General features: G+C 41.2%; 16 protein-coding genes. 6 read left to right on the plus strand and 10 right to left on the minus strand.

Going from position 1 to position 17,246, the window contains the following annotated elements:
* Window positions 1-2,322, minus strand: a complete 2,322-nt coding sequence (locus WKF69_RS05340; RefSeq protein WP_340380127.1) for a TonB-dependent receptor — start codon at window positions 2,320-2,322, stop codon at window positions 1-3.
* A 105-nt stretch (window positions 2,323-2,427) separates the two neighbouring features.
* The gene (locus WKF69_RS05345; RefSeq protein WP_340380129.1) at window positions 2,428-2,625 is read right to left on the minus strand and encodes a KTSC domain-containing protein; all 198 of its coding nucleotides are present in this window, start codon (window positions 2,623-2,625) and stop codon (window positions 2,428-2,430) included.
* 104 nt (window positions 2,626-2,729) lie between these two features.
* On the opposite strand from WKF69_RS05345, the gene WKF69_RS05350 reads away from it, so the two are divergent.
* The gene (locus WKF69_RS05350; RefSeq protein ID WP_340380131.1) at window positions 2,730-4,379 is read left to right on the plus strand and encodes a Zn-dependent hydrolase; all 1,650 of its coding nucleotides are present in this window, start codon (window positions 2,730-2,732) and stop codon (window positions 4,377-4,379) included.
* Here WKF69_RS05350 and WKF69_RS05355 read toward each other — a convergent pair whose 3' ends face one another.
* The 5 genes from WKF69_RS05355 to WKF69_RS05375 form a co-directional block, all read right to left on the minus strand.
* Window positions 4,380-4,781, minus strand: coding sequence for a response regulator (locus WKF69_RS05355; RefSeq protein WP_340380133.1), 402 nt, complete (start codon window positions 4,779-4,781; stop codon window positions 4,380-4,382). It abuts the gene before it with no gap.
* 1 nt (window position 4,782) lies between these two features.
* A complete protein-coding gene (locus tag WKF69_RS05360; protein ID WP_340380134.1) occupies window positions 4,783-5,874 on the minus strand; it encodes a hybrid sensor histidine kinase/response regulator in 1,092 nt (363 codons plus the stop codon).
* On the minus strand, window positions 5,875-8,025 hold the full coding sequence (locus WKF69_RS05365; RefSeq protein ID WP_340380135.1) for a 7TM diverse intracellular signaling domain-containing protein: 2,151 nt from the start codon (window positions 8,023-8,025) through the stop codon (window positions 5,875-5,877).
* 42 nt (window positions 8,026-8,067) lie between these two features.
* Window positions 8,068-10,389, minus strand: coding sequence for an Rv1355c family protein (locus tag WKF69_RS05370; RefSeq protein ID WP_340380137.1), 2,322 nt, complete (start codon window positions 10,387-10,389; stop codon window positions 8,068-8,070).
* Window positions 10,390-10,456: 67 nt separating this feature from the next.
* On the minus strand, window positions 10,457-11,266 hold the full coding sequence (locus tag WKF69_RS05375) for a hypothetical protein (RefSeq protein WP_340380139.1): 810 nt from the start codon (window positions 11,264-11,266) through the stop codon (window positions 10,457-10,459).
* A 153-nt stretch (window positions 11,267-11,419) separates the two neighbouring features.
* Here WKF69_RS05375 and WKF69_RS05380 point away from each other — a divergent pair, with 153 nt between their 5' ends.
* The 3 genes from WKF69_RS05380 (at window position 11,420) to WKF69_RS05390 (ending at window position 13,145) form a co-directional block, all read left to right on the plus strand.
* A complete protein-coding gene (locus WKF69_RS05380) occupies window positions 11,420-11,884 on the plus strand; it encodes a response regulator (RefSeq protein WP_340380141.1) in 465 nt (154 codons plus the stop codon).
* 218 nt (window positions 11,885-12,102) lie between these two features.
* Window positions 12,103-12,555 carry a PA2169 family four-helix-bundle protein gene (locus WKF69_RS05385; protein WP_340380143.1) on the plus strand — a complete coding sequence of 151 codons (453 nt, stop codon included), beginning with the start codon at window positions 12,103-12,105 and terminating at the stop codon, window positions 12,553-12,555.
* A 392-nt stretch (window positions 12,556-12,947) separates the two neighbouring features.
* Entirely contained in the window at window positions 12,948-13,145 is a 198-nt protein-coding gene (locus WKF69_RS05390; RefSeq protein ID WP_340380145.1) for a heavy-metal-associated domain-containing protein, read from the plus strand.
* A 117-nt stretch (window positions 13,146-13,262) separates the two neighbouring features.
* Here WKF69_RS05390 and WKF69_RS05395 read toward each other — a convergent pair whose 3' ends face one another.
* The 3 genes from WKF69_RS05395 to WKF69_RS05405 form a co-directional block, all read right to left on the minus strand.
* Complete coding sequence (locus WKF69_RS05395) at window positions 13,263-14,105, minus strand: DUF2911 domain-containing protein (RefSeq protein ID WP_340380146.1); 843 nt, start codon at window positions 14,103-14,105, stop codon at window positions 13,263-13,265.
* A 235-nt stretch (window positions 14,106-14,340) separates the two neighbouring features.
* Window positions 14,341-14,739 carry a DUF3995 domain-containing protein gene (locus WKF69_RS05400; protein WP_340380147.1) on the minus strand — a complete coding sequence of 133 codons (399 nt, stop codon included), beginning with the start codon at window positions 14,737-14,739 and terminating at the stop codon, window positions 14,341-14,343.
* Window positions 14,740-14,913: 174 nt separating this feature from the next.
* Window positions 14,914-15,717 carry a tRNA pseudouridine synthase A gene (locus tag WKF69_RS05405; protein WP_340380148.1) on the minus strand — a complete coding sequence of 268 codons (804 nt, stop codon included), beginning with the start codon at window positions 15,715-15,717 and terminating at the stop codon, window positions 14,914-14,916.
* A 172-nt stretch (window positions 15,718-15,889) separates the two neighbouring features.
* Between WKF69_RS05405 and WKF69_RS05410 the strand changes: the two genes are divergently transcribed.
* Window positions 15,890-16,306, plus strand: a complete 417-nt coding sequence (locus WKF69_RS05410; RefSeq protein WP_340380150.1) for a hypothetical protein — start codon at window positions 15,890-15,892, stop codon at window positions 16,304-16,306.
* A 239-nt stretch (window positions 16,307-16,545) separates the two neighbouring features.
* Window positions 16,546-17,067, plus strand: coding sequence for a hypothetical protein (locus WKF69_RS05415; protein ID WP_340380152.1), 522 nt, complete (start codon window positions 16,546-16,548; stop codon window positions 17,065-17,067).
* Window positions 17,068-17,246: the final 179 nt, after the last annotated feature.

Raw genomic sequence — 17,246 nt, forward strand, 5'->3', positions numbered from 1 at the left:
TTAAAACTTAAAGTTCCATGTTATTGATGGAATAATCCCAAATAAAGTAGTTCTAACAGCTTGTGTCTTTGAACTATCATCCGGATCATCCTGAAAGTCAATGGAATACGCGTTCTTTCTGTTATATACGTTGTAAAAACCAAGTGACCAGCTCGACTGTAATTTTTTTCCTGGCTTTGCTTCTAAAGTTGCCGCAAGGTCAAGTCTATGATAGTCGGGCATACGATCTGAATTGCGCGCTGAATAATAAAAATAAGTTTGGTTGTTGATCTGGTATTTGCCAGCAGGAAATGTTACTGCGTTTCCTGTATTATAAACAAAAGTGGAAGAAAGCGTCCATCGTGACCCAGCTTTATAGATACCAACAACCGAAACATCATGAGTCCGGTCCTGCTTTGCGAAGAACCAATTGCCAGCATCAATATCATCAAATTGACGTTCGGTGCGGGATAGAGTATAACCAACCCAGCCATTTAGTCTGCCGAACCTTTTCTTAAGATAAAGTTCTATACCATATGCCCTGCCCTGGCCGTAAAGCAGATCGGCCTCTACATTTTTATTACCGCGAAGGTCCGTCCCGCTTCGATATTCGATCTGGTTAAACATAGTCTTGTAATAGATCTCTGTGGAAAACTCATATTTATCGTCATTGAAGTTCCTAAAAAGCCCCAATGCAACCTGGTCAGCTATTTCAGGCTTTACATTATTACTGCTTAAGATATACAAGTCTGTGGGCGAACTTGCTGTTGAGTTTGACATCAGGTGCAGATTTTGGCTGTTTCTTGTGTACGAAACTTTCAGTGATGAAAATGCATCTAGCAGATAACTAGCTGACAGTCGGGGCTCCAGCCTGAAATAACTTTTTACCAACTGTCCAGAACTATAGTTCTGGCTATTGGTGACTTTTCCTTCTGCGTTATAAAAGTTGAAAGTACCTGGCCCGCGCAGAAAAAACGAGCTCGCCCTCATACCATAAACTACATTGAATCTATCGTTTATTTCCCATTCATCAGAGACATAAGCCGATACTTCATTTCCTTTCCTCTCTTCCACGGTGTCTTCATTCACACTTGACCGTTCGCTGGAAGTAATACTGCCCGGTGCAATGGTATGGCCTACCAGATCTAATCCAAATCGCACATTATGACTGTTATTCAATGAAAGCTGAAAATCTTGTTTCAAATTCAGATCCCTAATGGATGAGCTTACCTTGAAATTATTTTCTTTTATGAAATTTTCAATCACGTAGTTATAATTGCTATAGATGAGGGATGTGTTTGAAAAGAGGCGATTGCTGTAGAGATGGTTCCAACGAAGCGTTGCAGTTGCATTTCCCCATTCAAACCCAAAAGTTTGATTTAGTCCCAATTCGTCCCTTCCAAAATATCCGGAGAGATAAATAGTGTTCTTATTATCAATCTGATAGTTTGATTTAGCATTCAGATCGTAAAAATACAAGGTGTTTTTCCGGATAGATTTATCCTTTGCGAAGGCAAGAAATGCATCTGCATAAGTTCTTCTTCCGCTGATCATAAAAGAGCTCTTATCCCGGACAATTGGCCCTTCCAATTTAAGTCTTGATGATATTAGCCCAATTCCACCTTCAGCTGTAAATTCTTTTTTATTTCCATCATTCATGCGGATGTCCAGTACTGAAGATAACCTCCCCCCATATTGAGCCGGCATCCCGCCTTTGTATACGCTCACATCTTTTATGGCATCCGAATTAAAGGTCGAGAAGAAACCTAGCAAGTGTGAAGCATTATACACAGGTGCTTCATCTAAAAGGATCAGATTTTGATCCGCTGATCCGCCCCGAACATAAAACCCACTATTTCCCTCGCCTGCGGACTTAATTCCGGGAAGAAGTTGAAGGGTCTTTAGTACATCTCGCTCGCCAAAGATTACCGGGACATTCCTGATCTCACTTAAGTTGACCTTCGCAATTCCCATTTGGGCGCTAACGACATTGTCATTTCTTTTTTCGGAAGTGACCACAACCTCATCGATACTATTATCGGGGACGAGGTTCATGTCAATACGTTTGTCAGAATCGATTGTTATTTCCCTCGTGAGAGTACGGTAACCTATATAGCTGAAGGTAATTGTGTATTCGCCGGGACCAAGCTTGTAGGAAAAGAATCCATAGGCATTTGTGCTGGTGCCGTTTTGTGTTTTGCTGCTAAACTTTACCGTTACGCCAATAAGGCTTTCACCCGTAAGAGAGTCTGTAACAATACCATTTACCGTATAGTTGTCCTGAGCAAAGCTGTATTTGGTGCCGGCTATAATAAGTAGGAACAGGAGAAAAATATATTTCAATTGAAATAAGTTTAGGAGCTCGAATTTAGATATACGTTTTTTTTGTAAATCTAGTTGGTTTAAACGATCGATGAGATTGTTGCAAAAGCCTAGTATTTTAGACCATCAACTTATTCTATCATATTCGTACTTACCTTTAATGTGAAAGTTAAAGAAACGTCCTTTGGAACCCGCTACTTTTAGCGCCTTAAAAACTTGGGAAGGTACGTCCTTGTAATCGTAAATTAATCCCGATACAAATGTAACCCTTAATATGAGGGTTTCAGGGAAGTAATTAATTGTATCTACAACACTTGAAGGCATTTTTTGAGATAGATATATTGATCCTTGAAAACAGTGCCAAAGCAATAAGTACTAAAATCATTCGCTAACAATGCTTATTTTTAGTATCCTTAAAATATTTTAATATGAAAAGTCATCTTAAGTTAATTCTAATTCTAATGACTGCGGGCCTTTATTCATGTTCTAACAACAAGACAGAGGGCAGAGAATCACAGGATAGTTTGGAAGCCTATGTTTCCGAAAGGCTTCCTATTTATGCAAAAGTTAGGCTGACAACTGACATTCAGAAACTTACAGAAAACCAGCGCCAGGTATTACCATTGCTTATTCAAGCAGCTCAGATAATGGATGGACTTTTCTGGGCGCAAGCTTATCCTCAACGGGATAGCCTTCTGGCCACTATAAAAGATGAAAAAACTAAGCAGTTTGTTCTGGTAAATTACGGACCCTGGGATAGACTGAATGGTAATAAACCCTTTGTAAACGGTATAGGGCCCAAACCAGAAGGGTCGGGGTTCTACCCTGCTGATATGACAAAAGAAGAACTGGAGAGGTCTGATGTGAAAGATAAAAAGGGCCTGTATTCTATGGTGAGACGGGATTCTAGCGGCAAACTATACTCAACACCATATCACATCTATTTTAAAGATGGGCTTAAAAAGGCTTCAGATCTTTTAAAACAGGCAGCTGAGATTTCAGATGAGCCGCAATTAAAAAACTATTTAAGTCTTCGGGCGGAGGCGCTCATTACTGATAATTATAATCCAAGCGATTACGCGTGGATGGACATGAAGGATAATGGGCTTGATATAATCATAGGCCCGATCGAAAACTACGAAGATGCACTCTTCAACGCAAGGGCAGCATTTGAAAGCTACGTACTAGTAAAAGACCGCGAATGGAGCCAGCGCTTAGAGAAATATGTGAGTATGATGCCAGAGTTACAGAAAGGCCTGCCTGTAGATGCAAAATATAAAAGTGAAACGCCAGGCACCGGATCTCAATTGGCCGCATTCGATGTTGTTTATTACGCGGGTGATGGCAACTCAGCCGGCAAGACCATAGCGGTGAATCTCCCTAACGACGAAGTGATACAGCAAAAGAAAGGAACCCGCAGATCTCAGCTGAAAAACGCAATGAGAGCGAAATTCGATAAGATCATGATTCCCATATCAGAGGAACTAATCGATCGTGAACAACAGAAATATTTAAATTTTGATGCCTTTTTTGCGAATGTTATGTTCCATGAAGTAGCTCATGGTTTGGGAATTAAATCGACCGTTACCGGTAAGGGATTTGTTAGAGCGGCCCTGCAGGAGCAATCCTCATGGCTTGAAGAAGGTAAAGCCGATATATTGGGACTTTATATGGTGACCAGCCTCTTAAAAAAGGGCGAACTAGCTGGTGATATCAAAGATTATTACACCACATTCATGGCGGGAATCCTGAGATCTGTACGTTTCGGCGCAAGCGAATCGCATGGAAAGGCTAATATGCTTTGTTTTAACTTCTTCAATGAGAAAGGGGCGTTTGAGAGAACCGGAGAAGGTAGATATAAAGTTAACTACGAAAAATTTGCCAGCGCGATGAACGAGCTAAGCAAGCAGATATTGACCCTGCAGGGAAATGGTGATAAAGCAGCCGTAGAAAAAGTGCAAAAGGAAATGGCATTGATCCATCCTGAGTTGAAATCAGATCTTGACAGGTTAAGCAAAAAAGGAATTCCGGTCGATGTTGTATTTGAGCAGGGAGTAGACGTGCTAGGCTTAAAATAATTATAAAGTTGCCACTATGCTGGCCACAATATCTTTTGAAATTGGCTTGCTGTAAAACTTCCGAATACACGGATGATTTTCCAGCCTGTTCTTGTCATTCTCATTAATTGACGAACTGAACATAAATATTGCATAATTTGACCGTATGTCTTCCGGAAGCTGTTCAAAGGCTTCCACGAACTGAAAACCGTTCATTACCGGCATTTGGATATCCAAAACAATAATTGTTATTGGCTCAGTGGTAGCTGGATCCGAATTTTTTATAACTTCATATGCCTCGGTTGCCTGTGTGTATGATTTTACACTGGAAAAGGTTCCTGTATTTTGGATAATCTTCTCCCCAATGAAGCAATCCAGATGGCTATCATCAATTATAATAAAATGTGGGAATGGAGTCGACATCTCACTTATTTTGAATTACCACTTTGAAGCTGGAACCTTTATTAATTTCTGAATCTACAGCTATTTTCCCATTTAGTTTAATAACAGCTGCCTTTACATTATATAATCCAAACCCAGATCCCACATCCTGTGAGCTGGCTCTGAAAAACATGTTAAAGATATCACCTATATAATTCTGGTCAATCCCTACACCGTTATCGGTAACATTAATCATAGCTTTCCCGTTTTCAACCTGTATCTTAAGCTCTACAAGCTTATCTTTACTGTCCTTTTTCTGATACTTGAAGGCATTAGATAAAAGATTATTTAATATAAGCTTAATTGAAACCTCGTCACCTCTGAATGTTTCTTTTTGCTCAATACTTTTATTAAACTTGACATCACTCACCCAATACGTAAAGTTAAAGATTCTTGTCTGCTCCTCAACAATTTCCTTGAAATTAATTTCTTTAATTTCAAGTTCACCTCTGTTGAGATTATAATAGTCATGTATACTCTGAATAAAGTCATCAAGATTCCTCACAGACTCCTTCATCAGCAGAAGCATTTTCCTGATTTCAGTAATATCTTCCATATGCTGAGCAGCTTCTACGGCTCCTAAAATGCTAAGCAGCGGCCCCCGCATATCATGAGTTACGCTGTAGGAAAACTTGTCAAGTTCATTATATGCTTTCTGGAGTTCATCATTCTTTACTGCGAGGAGTGAGTTTGATACATAGAACTTATTAGCTTCATTAATTGCGGCAAGGATATCGGCATCTTTCCAGGGCTTTTTGACATACCTGAATACATTTCCGAGGTTGATGGAATCAATTACAGAATCGATATCTGCATAGCCGGTCAGTAATATGCGGATAGGTTTTGGATAGCGGCTGCGGATCTCTTCAAAGAACTGAACACCCGTCTTCCCCGGCATTCGCTGATCACAGAAAATAACCCGAATATCCGGATGTGAATTCAAATGTTCCATGGCGTCGGTAGCATTCACGGCTATCATGATATTATAGTTTATCCTGAATGATGCTTTAAACCCTGTCAGGTTATTGATCTCATCATCAACGTATAGTATCTTTATTTTCTCTTGTTTTTCCACTTATATATCTTCTTCTATAAATTCAAAAACTATAGGTAATTCAAGAATAAATTCTGAACCTTCTCCCGGAGTGCTGTTGATATAAATTTCGCCCTGATGTCTTCTTATCGTATTATAAGCGATCGACATCCCCAATCCGGTCCCTTCGCCTACATCTTTGGTAGTAAAGAACGGCTCAAAGATCTTTTTCCTGGTTGCTTCGTCCATCCCCATCCCGTTATCCTCTATTTTTATCATCACCCTCGCATCAGTGTTGTCTGTAGTTATTTTTAGTACACCACCTTCCTGCTCTCCAAACTTTTTATTAATCGCATATATCGCATTAGACAGGATATTAAGGAAGACCTGGTTAAGTTTTCCCGGATAGCATTCGATAAGCGGAATATCCCCATATGACTTTTCGAGCTTAATTTTGTTACTCAGCAAGTTATTAATTATGATCAGCGTTGAGTCCAGCCCATCGTTCATGTCCGCTTTTTTAATATCATCTTCGTCCAGACGCGAAAATACCCGCAACCCCTTCACTATTTCTGAAGTACGCGAAGCGCCTTCCTGAATCCCTTTAAGCAGCTGACTGATTTCCATTTTAAGATAATCATAATCCAGTTCTTCTTTCTGTTCTTCTATCAGCCGCTGTTTTTCTTCTACCGGGAGATCAGAGAGACCGATTTTTTCCATCTCCTGGATGAAATCTATCAGAATATCAACATCCCTGTTAAGTGGATTTATGTTCGAGGTCACAAAGTTTATAGGATTATTGATCTCATGGGCGATACCGGCCGTCAACTGACCTAAAGAAGCCATTTTTTCTGCTTCCACCAGTTGGCCCTCTGCCTCTTTTAGATCTATTAATGTCTGATTCAATTCCGTATTAGCCTGATTCAACTCGTACGTGCGTTCGGTTACCTTAGTTTCAAGAATTACGTTTTGTTCGCGAATAATTCGCTCGTTTTCTTTTAAGGCTTGCAAGGTTTGCTCTTGTGACTTCTCTTTTTCTCTTTTAAATGTATTGATCTTGTCTGCAAGGGCAAAGGCTAGTAAAACCACATCCAGAGCCGTACCAACTTCTTTTGTGTAATTAGTAAAGGCGTTGTATGGTACAACTCCTAAATTTCTCAGAACAAAGAGGAGTAATCCTGTAAAGAACAAAGTAAAGGCAAGAAGGAATAATTTAGCCGGTCGATACCCTTCCAGTGAAAGAGAAATAGTTACAATGAATGTTATCACGACAGTTGAGATAGCCGCGAAATCGATAGCCCTGAAACTCGCCTGATCGTATCCAAGTATTCTGAGAATTACTGCAATAGAATATAGCAGGATGGAGAGATAAATGAACCGATGCATTCTCGGAGAGTTTTCCTTCGTTTGCAGAAAGTTCATCATGAACAGGTTTCCTGCAATTCCAGCAAAGCCTGGAAAGATCACGATGCCCAGATGGTTGAGGTCGGGGTGATCAAAAAAGATAAATCTGTACGTATAGCCACTTAGGGTTATGGAGCTGAGCCCTATAAACAAACTGTAAAATACGTAATAGAGGTAACTCTGATCTTTAACAGAAAGGTAGATGAAAAAGTTATAAATGATCATCACCAGGATCAGGCCCATGAACAGCCCCCACGCAAGATCATTGGTTAAGAGGTTTTCAGCCATCACCTTTGGTGTCCCAAGGATTAGCGGCAAAACCATTTGTTCAGTACTCTTTACCCTCAGGAAATATTCTTCGGTACTGCCCGGAGCTATATAGACATCAAACAAGAAATTTTGATGCTGATATTTTCTGTGGGAAAAGGCTGTGTTATAACTTAATTTCTGAACCTTGCCATCGGTCATGGCATAAAATTCCGCTGTACTGAGCATGGGGTATTCCAGCGCGAGAAGTATGTGATCCTGTTCGCTTTCGTTCTTGATGGAAAATTTTAACCAGAAGTCCGAACTGCTCAGCTGGAGATTTGGAATTTCCACTTTAGACGGGACGAAAGCGTTGGATTTTCTTATATCGTTTAATCCTAGCTTATTCGTAGGATCCTCCAGTATAGATACGTGCTTGCCGATAACAATATTTTCACCTTTGTAGATTACAGGTGATTGTGCGGAAACATTTACAGAAAAAAATAATGACAGTACGCACAGGATGAAGTAATACCTTTTCATTACTAATTGCTGTCGGTCATTTGTTAGCGTTACCAATTTATCCTAAATATCATTTTCTACCACTAAAATATCTTTTAGAAGTAGGCGATATGCCTTCAACGGCGGTTCCGTAGCTATAGCTATTTTTGCAAGAAATACCTCAGAATCGTCGTTAGTTGATTGCGTTAATTTGTTAAACTGCTCTCTCAAGAAGCGAAGTTCCTGAATGTCTTTCTCTTCCAGTCCTTCACCATTTCCATGTAAAATACGGGAAAAAAGATAAAGGGGAGAAATCAGGGGATGAATTGCCAGATTTAAGTTGGTTGCTTCGAGCCAGAATCTTTCCATCGATCGTCCCCCTTCGAAGAAATTCTTAAGGTTATAACCGGGGATGCTTATCAGGCAAAGTGCTGAAGCAGTTGAAAGGGTCCGCATCGCAAGCATACCTAATGCATTACCTCCGCCAAGATCTTTTACAGCGTTTATGACTTTCTCACTTCTTATAACCTCCATTGCGGCCATCAAAGAATGGCCTAGTCCAAGAGTCCTGACGTCGATGCCATCACGGGTCTGTTCGGCTTCCTCATTGGTCCATCTCATCTCACGGTGAACAAAGTCATAGTGGCCTTCCGGATTTAGAAGACGGATCTTGTCACAAGCCCCTATGATCATTGCAAGCCCCCGCAGCTCGTTATCGGAAGTAAAATATTTGATCTTTGCTCCGGGTATAGATTCAGAAAGGATTTTAAGCCGTGACAAAATATCTTCGCTTACGGGAGCTTTCTGTGCCATAAGCCTATTGGTATGACGCCTGAATATTGCGGACGCCAGTGGTTTTAGTGGCTCAGATTGTGTGGAATCAAGAAGTTTTTTGAAACGGATGGTTGCTACCAGCTTTGCTGTCGAGGAATCCGGGAAGAGGTCATAATAGGGTTCTAACCCAAGACTTATTGCTTGAATATTTAAGTTTTCGTATGCCGCACCAAAGCTTATGAACGATGCGGTTTTCTGAAAATCACCGAAGGAGAAAGATCTGAACTCGTCATGAAAAAGGTAGAGAATACCTTTTTTATAATACCACTTCCATGGCTGGTCATTACCTGTAGAGGGTGCGGCTGACGCGGCAGATACCAATTTATCTATAGTTTCCTTGTCAGGATAGACGTCGTCTGAAGATGATTCGAGTTTAAGCCGGGAAACCACCTTTCTCATATCGTCCTCCCAGAGAGGGGCAAAAGGATTATGTTTTACAATAACCTGTTCATCGTCGGGTTTTTTATCAGCGACAAGCTCATCAAGGTCGATGTAATATCTTCCGGATTCATGAAATTGGTCCAGCAATATCCTTCGGCTAACGTCAGCACCTACGGCGCCGCCAAGGACTACGGAGCTGGCCAGCTGCGGCCAGGTGTTAATAGTTTGCTCCACTTCAAGCATAGATGTTTTAGCCCGTAACGAGATATTTTCAATCCCCAGCATTTGCAACATGACAGGAATTTTATCTTCGGTGCTTAATCCTTTTATGGTTTTAGGATCTACATTGTCTATAGTGCCATGAAGTAAAGCCCGATCAGGCTCGAGGTCAAATCGCTCCACATCGAGCATCCCACGGTCACTTGTGTCCATTAGTACCGGAATCCGCAGCTCTCTTGCTTTATAGCGAGCCAGAATTTTAATGTCTAATCCGTCACACTCGTCAACTAACAAATCAAGCTTACCATTTTCAGTGAAGAAAGAGTTCATGTTTTCTTCGGTTATGCCCTCGAAAAAGCATTTTACATTGAGGAAAGGATCGATTTCTGCGATTTCTCTCGCAGTGATTACAACTTTGGGGACATTAAGGTTATGTACTCCGGAGCGTATGCGATTCAGGTTACTCAATTCCAGCGTATCGAAATCTGTGAGGCGAAGCTCACCAAAACCTCGCTCCATAGCCAGCGTAAGCGCGATCGACTGGCCAACAGAAAGGCCAATTATGCCAATGGTCTTGGTGCTTAGGATTTCCTGTTCTTCACGGGTTATTTTATATTGATTGCGGTTGGTCCTTACCTGGATAAACTCTTCCCGGTCCAGCACATGTACCAGACGACGGTTCCAGGGATAGTACACCCAAACACCATAGTTATCGATATCCTTCCCCGCCAGATGGTTACTGATGAGCCCGGCATAGTCCTCCTGCTTGATTTTAACTGATGGGCTTTTCATTTTGATCAGCTCATGCAGTTGACCATAAAGTTCATCGTGAACAAAAACCACTTCACCAGATTCAATCAATGCTACGAGGGAATCAAGTTCGGAGGAAACATCTGGTCTGAAAAATACTGGATGATAGATCTGCTGTAATTGTTTGGAGGCATCAATAAGTGCCTTAAACCTGGAGTTCATAATACCTGATTATATTTTTAAATGGCGGTAAGAGCGTTATTTAATTGACGATATGGAATTGTTAAAATTACAGCAAATTTATATGGCTTTCATCAATATCACCCGTTGATGCACCTTTTTTTGCATTGGCTATGGTTGCCTTCAGATCCCACTTGTCCATGTTGGGAATTTCAATATCGTAGTGTATTTCTATTTTCTTTTTTCGAAGCTCTTCAATTCTAACTCCCTGAAGATTTTCCCGAAGTGACCTGATTGCCTGATTGTTTTCTTCATCAGCCGTACTAAGGTCCTTCAGATCCCGTAATATCAATACTGTAGCAACCAGATCTAGTTTTGGATAATAAAATGTACCGTTATTTCCGATACCTTCCTCAATCTCATAACCTACACTTTGCGCCATTTTCACGGTGTATGGGGCGCATAGGCCGAAAAGAGAGTTTAAACCGATTTGGGTGGACATGGCCACACCCACCCGCGTTAGAAAGATGCTCCCGATGCCATAACCAGCTATTTCACGTGAATTCCACAAGCCGCATCCTTCGCCTGTTCCTTTTTGTGCGAAGCCATATACCAGGTCATAGATGGATGAATCCAGTGCACCTGTCGCTTGTTCAATTGGCAGCGGTTCGGTTCCTCCCGCAACATGGATACGCGCACCGCCGTAGATATGCTCCTTATCCAGAGATTCAACGATCATAACAAACGCGGCAGGATTGTGAACCCATTCATTATTCGAAGAGGTAACCTTTTCTACTCCAATGCTTGTTAATACCCTTTTATGTCCCTCCACAAACAATTCACATGAGCGCGGGTCGTCTACAGCTCTGAAAGCCCTAAGACGTACAACAGGATTACCATTATTGAATTGTATTTCCACTATAATATTATACCCACCGGCATGCTGCTGAATATATTTTGTTAATAATTAGATGCAAATTGATAATGATTGTTTCAATGAGTAATTTAACTGATAATTAGCACCCTTTTACTAATTATCCGTATTTTTGGTAAAATATTAATGTTACAACAAATGTCTGATAAAAAGATTGATATCCTGTACGTCGACGACGAAGAAAATAACCTGGTATCATTCAAGGCCACTTTTAGGCTGAAATATAACGTTATGATTGCCCTGAGTGCAGATGCGGCAATGAAAATACTGGAAACCAAGCCAGTTGAGATCATTATCACCGACCAGCGTATGCCTAATATGACGGGCATTGAATTCCTCGAAAAGGTCATCGAAAAATATCCTGATCCTGTACGCATATTGTTAACTGGCTATGCCGATATGAACGCTGTAATTGATGCTGTTAATAAAGGTAAAATATATCATTATCTGAGCAAGCCGTGGAGCGAGCCGGAGCTTGAGGAAACTATCAAGAAGGCATTTGAGGTTTATCAGGCGAACAAGGAAATAAAGGAAATGAATAGTAAGCTTGCCGTTTCCAACGACCAGCTAGAATTTCTCCTGAGACAGAAACTTTTATCCTAGTCTGCCGCACTTAAGCTGTCGCATTGATTGTAAACCTTCGGATTTATCCCGGCGGATAGGTTCTTTATAACAACCTTTCCACTTTGATAAATTGCCCACGTTTTCATCCCCATAGGCCCCGTATCTCATATTTCCGAGTTTACAGCCAGTTAATTACATTTTCCCGAAACCAAAGCCAAAAGATCGTGTTGTATTTTTAATTAACCAACACTACAATTATGGAAACTAAAGAAAGCACAGGCGTATTAAACGACCTTATTTTGATAAACAATGATAGAATTGAAGGTTATCAAAGAGCGAAAGAAGAGTTAAAGGAAGGGAATGAGGATCTAAAATCTTTATTTACCGCTATGATCGAAGAAAGTCACACACTGAAAATGGGCTTGGCCACTGAAGTTGCATCTGCAGGTGAAGAGATCGAAGAAGGTACAACTAACAGTGGAAAGATTTATCGTGCATGGATGGATCTGAAAGCTGCTTTCAGTGGTAATGATAGAAAAGCAGTTCTGGAGAATTGTGAGTTTGGAGAAGATGCAGCTCAAAAGGCATATCAAATGGCATTAAAGGAAGACGAACTTCCCGGTCATATTCATGCATTGATCTCAGATCAAAAAGCAACACTTAGAGTTTCTCACGACAAAATTAAAGCTTTGCGCGACGCACAGGTTTAGTGAAGATTTTACCTCAATAGTAAATCCCCCGGTTCGTTTAGAGTCGGGGGATTTTTTATGGAATAGCTTTAGGCTCTTACCTCTTTCACCGCCTTTTTCCAGCCGTTTACCGAGTTCTTACCTGTACCTGCCTAATACCTGTTTAGTGATCCGGACCTTCGATTTACTTTTGATCAAACAAAAACGAAAACGAACAAAATTAAATCGATAGGCGATTCTATGGAAAATGGTCCCGAAGAATTAGCCTTTATTAAAGCTAAGTCTGCCCTTGTTCCAGTCGCACCATTCATTTGGGGTGATGCTTCCGAAGAAGTATCTACAAAATAATATTTATTGACGGCTGTAGCAATTCGGATTTAATCGTCGTCTTATAATATGAAACATTGAAACTGATGAGAACTATACAATTTGAAATTCCTACGATGACCAGGCTTCACAAACAGCTTGAAGTTTTCAACTCTATAAAAAAGCTGAATGTAGTTAATATCACAACTGAAAGCGGACGTGCGGCAGTAACTTTTCAGGACAGCTTGCTTAAAGTTGATATTATCAAAGCGATCGAAGAAGCCGGGTATATCGTCAAATACTAATTGAGGTTATATTTTTCCTGGCAAACATGGAACTGTTTGTCAGTGATAACCAAAATCATCGGCCCTAAGATTATCGCAATGATACTTCGACTGCTCGTTGCAGACGAGCACCCCGTGTTATTTGCTGGCCTGGGCCAAAACTGCACTGTTTAATCTTATATATTCAGCTATGTTCATGGCTTTCGCGATCTCAATGCCCGTTTTTGCGCTTGCTTTAGCACCAGCTTTATCGCCTGACTTAAGTTGAATCTTAGCCTTCCAGTAGTTATACCATGGTGTTTTTTGTTCTTCAGGAGATATTGCATTCATCCATGCTAATGCCTTCGCAAGATCTTTGCCGTTTTCATAATAATAGATCGCTGATTGCATATAAGGTTTTTTTTCACCTTTCATAGCTTCATCAATATTCGCCATAACTTTGCTGTCAACTTCAGTTAGCATACCGATGCTCACCTTTGTATCTGCCCACATTAAGTTTAATTTTGCACTAGTCGGCATTACATCACTAAATGTCATCGTCATCGTTTCAGCCTTTTCACTCAGCTTTGATGGTTTAACTGTAAAACGCAAAACATCGTCAGCTTCTTTGTAAGCATACGCACCCCATTGCTTGGTGCCTTTATTTAGGATGATGGTCCATGAATCTTTTCCGGGGACAGTTAATAACGCATATTCGCCAGCGCTCACAGCTTTGCCCTCAAGGGTAATATCTTCTGAAAATGCAATGGTTGTAATAGTATTTGCTCCGGTCCGCCAGACCTCACCAAAAGGCGCGAGATCAGAAAAAACATTTCTGCCCTTAACATTCGGACGCGAGTATTTAACAGTTATTGTGCCCAGGCCAAATTCCTGCGTCATAGTTTGTGCGCTACTTAATTGTGGCATTTTAAGTTGTGCAAAAGACGGGTTGAACAGCAGGCAGCAAACGGTTAATACAATTAAAGAGGAGATCTTTTTCATAATTGGTTTTTTTGAATGTCTAAAATTAGGTAATTCCGGACTAAGAAATCTATTTATGTTAGTTACACTTCTTACTTCCAAACCTAATCCCATTCTTGCTATATTAGACTATTAAGGCCTGAAGCGATGCTATATATATCTGGTGAGTAAGCATGTCGCCTTAGTAAAGGCTGTAATTGATAGCATAATTTTGGTTTAGGTAGATTAACTAAAGTATTCCAAAATTATGCACAAACTAAACTATCAAAAGGCAGAGTGGAGAATAATACTTGGTATCCATACGACCGAATGTTGTGTTTTTAATTGTCTTAAAGAAACCAACATATTTGAAGTCGCCAAAGGCACGAACAGCGAAGACAAAAGCGATTATCGACAGGCCGTATTCTAAAATCCAGTTGGGTACTTCAAGGTACAGCAGACCACCACGCGTCAGACTAAAAACCGCGAAAGCTAAAAGACCTGTCCCAACAATGAAGCAGTCTATGATTTTAGGGTTAAGTACTAATGTTCCATCTTCTCTTGAAGGAAGTGAGGCTGAAAATCCCCCTTTCCTTCCCGTCCCCCAGTAAAAATGGAGCAGTGAAAGACCGAGAAAAATTGAAAACAGAATGAGAGAGACTGCGATCTTTATCATATACCGGCAACTTACTGAAATCCTAATTGCTTTTTAATCTTTGGCGGAAGTTTAGCTTTCACCAGATCGTTTGATTTTTGCAGGTAGTTTAATCTTCGGCTAATTAGTGTATGAAGTCTGCGAAAAATCACAGAAAAGGTATTTTATTTTTTTAACTCAGTCCGCGAACTGTGCTTAAACTTCTTTCCATAGGTTCTCCGTTGTAGTGTCAGCTACATAATCACCTTTCGCGGGAAGGTCAAGAAAGGGATAAGTGACTTTTGACAAATACAGGCCTTGCGGATGTGCAGGTAATATCAGTACAGGAGTTTTCTTTGAAATGAGATGGCTTTCGAATTCATCCACACTCAGGGTGCCACTGCCAATCTCAATCAGCTTCCGGGTGAGGATACGGATCATGCGGCCGAGAAAACGATTGGAAGAGATCTGAAAACGGATGCGGCTTCCGCTGTAATTAGTGAAAAGTAGCGCAGACGACACGTTGCAGATATTATGTTCGTTCTTGTCGGGTGATTTGCAGTATGCACTGTAGTCATTGTATTTTGGCAGCAGGTCGACGGCTCTTTTCATTTCCGACAGGTTCAAATCGGGCAAGAGATACAGCGCACTGCTCTCGCTTAGAAAGGCATCTTTGTAAGTGTGAAGAAAATAATCGTAAGTGCGAAGCACGGCGTCAAATCGGGCGTGAGGCTTGCCATCCACAGGTATAATATCGAAGATCGCAATATCGTCCGGCAGGATGCGGTTCCACCTGAAGAACAGGTCAAAGTCCCACTCCTCCTCAATGTCGATATGAAAAAAATACTGGCTGGCGTGGACACCGGCATCTGTCCGTCCGCAACCGTAAATTATGATTGGACGTTTAAGGATTTTGCTTAACGTAGTCTCAAGCACCTCCTGAACACTGCTCTTATCGGGCTGGTATTGCCAGCCGAAGTAGCGTGTGCCTTTGTAGGATATGTGGACGAAATATCTCACGGAGTTTTTAGCTTGCTAAGCTATTAATTATATACAGGATTTAACCCGGGTTTGATATGACGACCTTGTTACACCCCGTTATTTAAAAATTGATTATTTTCGTATGTTCTGTATCCAAGCAGATCCGACTCAACAAAATTATGAGAACAATACTAATAATTATGAGAACTATATGAGAACTATACTAATAATCGGTGGGATAATACTGGCTGGGGCGACAGTAATTGCGGTGGTTCAAAATGATAAAAAAGCAGATGCTACACCGGAAGTTCATCAAGCGGGAGATGTACACGAACAACCCGTACAACTACCTGCAGCTCCCTCTGCTGCGCCGACGTTAAATCCAGCACACGGACTCCCCGGTCATCGTTGTGACCTCGCTGTTGGAGCGCCGCTTACCAATGCTTCCGGAGCTGTTGCACCCGTGCAAAATCCACCGGTTATTAATATGACTCCCTCCCAAATGCAACCCGCTTCGAAAGCGCCCCCGTCTGCTCCGGCACCGTCTGCATCAGGAGTAAAAATTAATCCTGCGCACGGAATGCCAGGCCATAGATGTGACCTCAAGGTAGGAGTTCCTCTTACCTGATAGCACACTTTTTATCGGGTTACTTTATCCCCGTTTTGCTGACCTTCTTTGTGGGATTCAGCGGGATAATTCTTAGACGTGCCCAAATCTGTCATCATACTTATAAAATCCATCAACCAGGAATTCCCATAAATACCGCTTACAATCAACTGGATGGATGTTTTAATATTTCTTAAATATTTTTCCACGCATATTGCAAATCGCGAAATACGATTCGTTATTTATATGTATCTTTCTTCATGAAAGAACATAAAGGTATGCGTCCGCAGGACGTGATAATACTTTTGAAGTTAGCGATTGATGGCGAAGAGGGAAGCCGGATAAAAGACATCTCAACGAAGCTGTTTATTAGTGGTTCAGAAGTAAGCGAATCTCTCAACCGTTCCGCAATAGCAGGCCTGCTTTTACCGGATAGCAGGACGGTTAATAAAGATCCTTTTTTAAAGTTTCTGGAACATGGACTGCAGTACGTTTTTCCAGCTCAGCTCGGGCCGGTAATGAAGGGAATGTTCACTGCTCATTCCGAGTCATCCCTTTATCTAAGCTTCTCTTCGGAGGAGAAATTAGTTTGGGCTGATGAGCTGGGCAAAGAACGCGGTCCAACCATTTTACCCTTGTATCCCACAGTTGTCAAGGCGGTAAAAAAAGACAGAATTCTTTATCGGCTTCTTGCCCTTTGCGATATCATCCGGATCGGAGATCCATCGGATAAGAACAAGGCAGTTTGGCATTTGAGAGAGGCATTCCAGGGACGAAACTAAGACGTTTGAGATACCTGCTTTTCAACCTCGGATGCGCCGTTTATAATTGACTCTAGAGGCTGACAATTTTTCCAGATCGGATTCGCTTTTATAAATCATACCACAGATATTTGCAGCATAATGAATGAGCAGGTAAACGCCCCGGGAGAGATGCCGGTAAATGAGGTAAAGAACATAGC

Source organism: Daejeonella sp. (assembly GCF_037719425.1).
GTDB lineage: Bacteria > Bacteroidota > Bacteroidia > Sphingobacteriales > Sphingobacteriaceae > Daejeonella.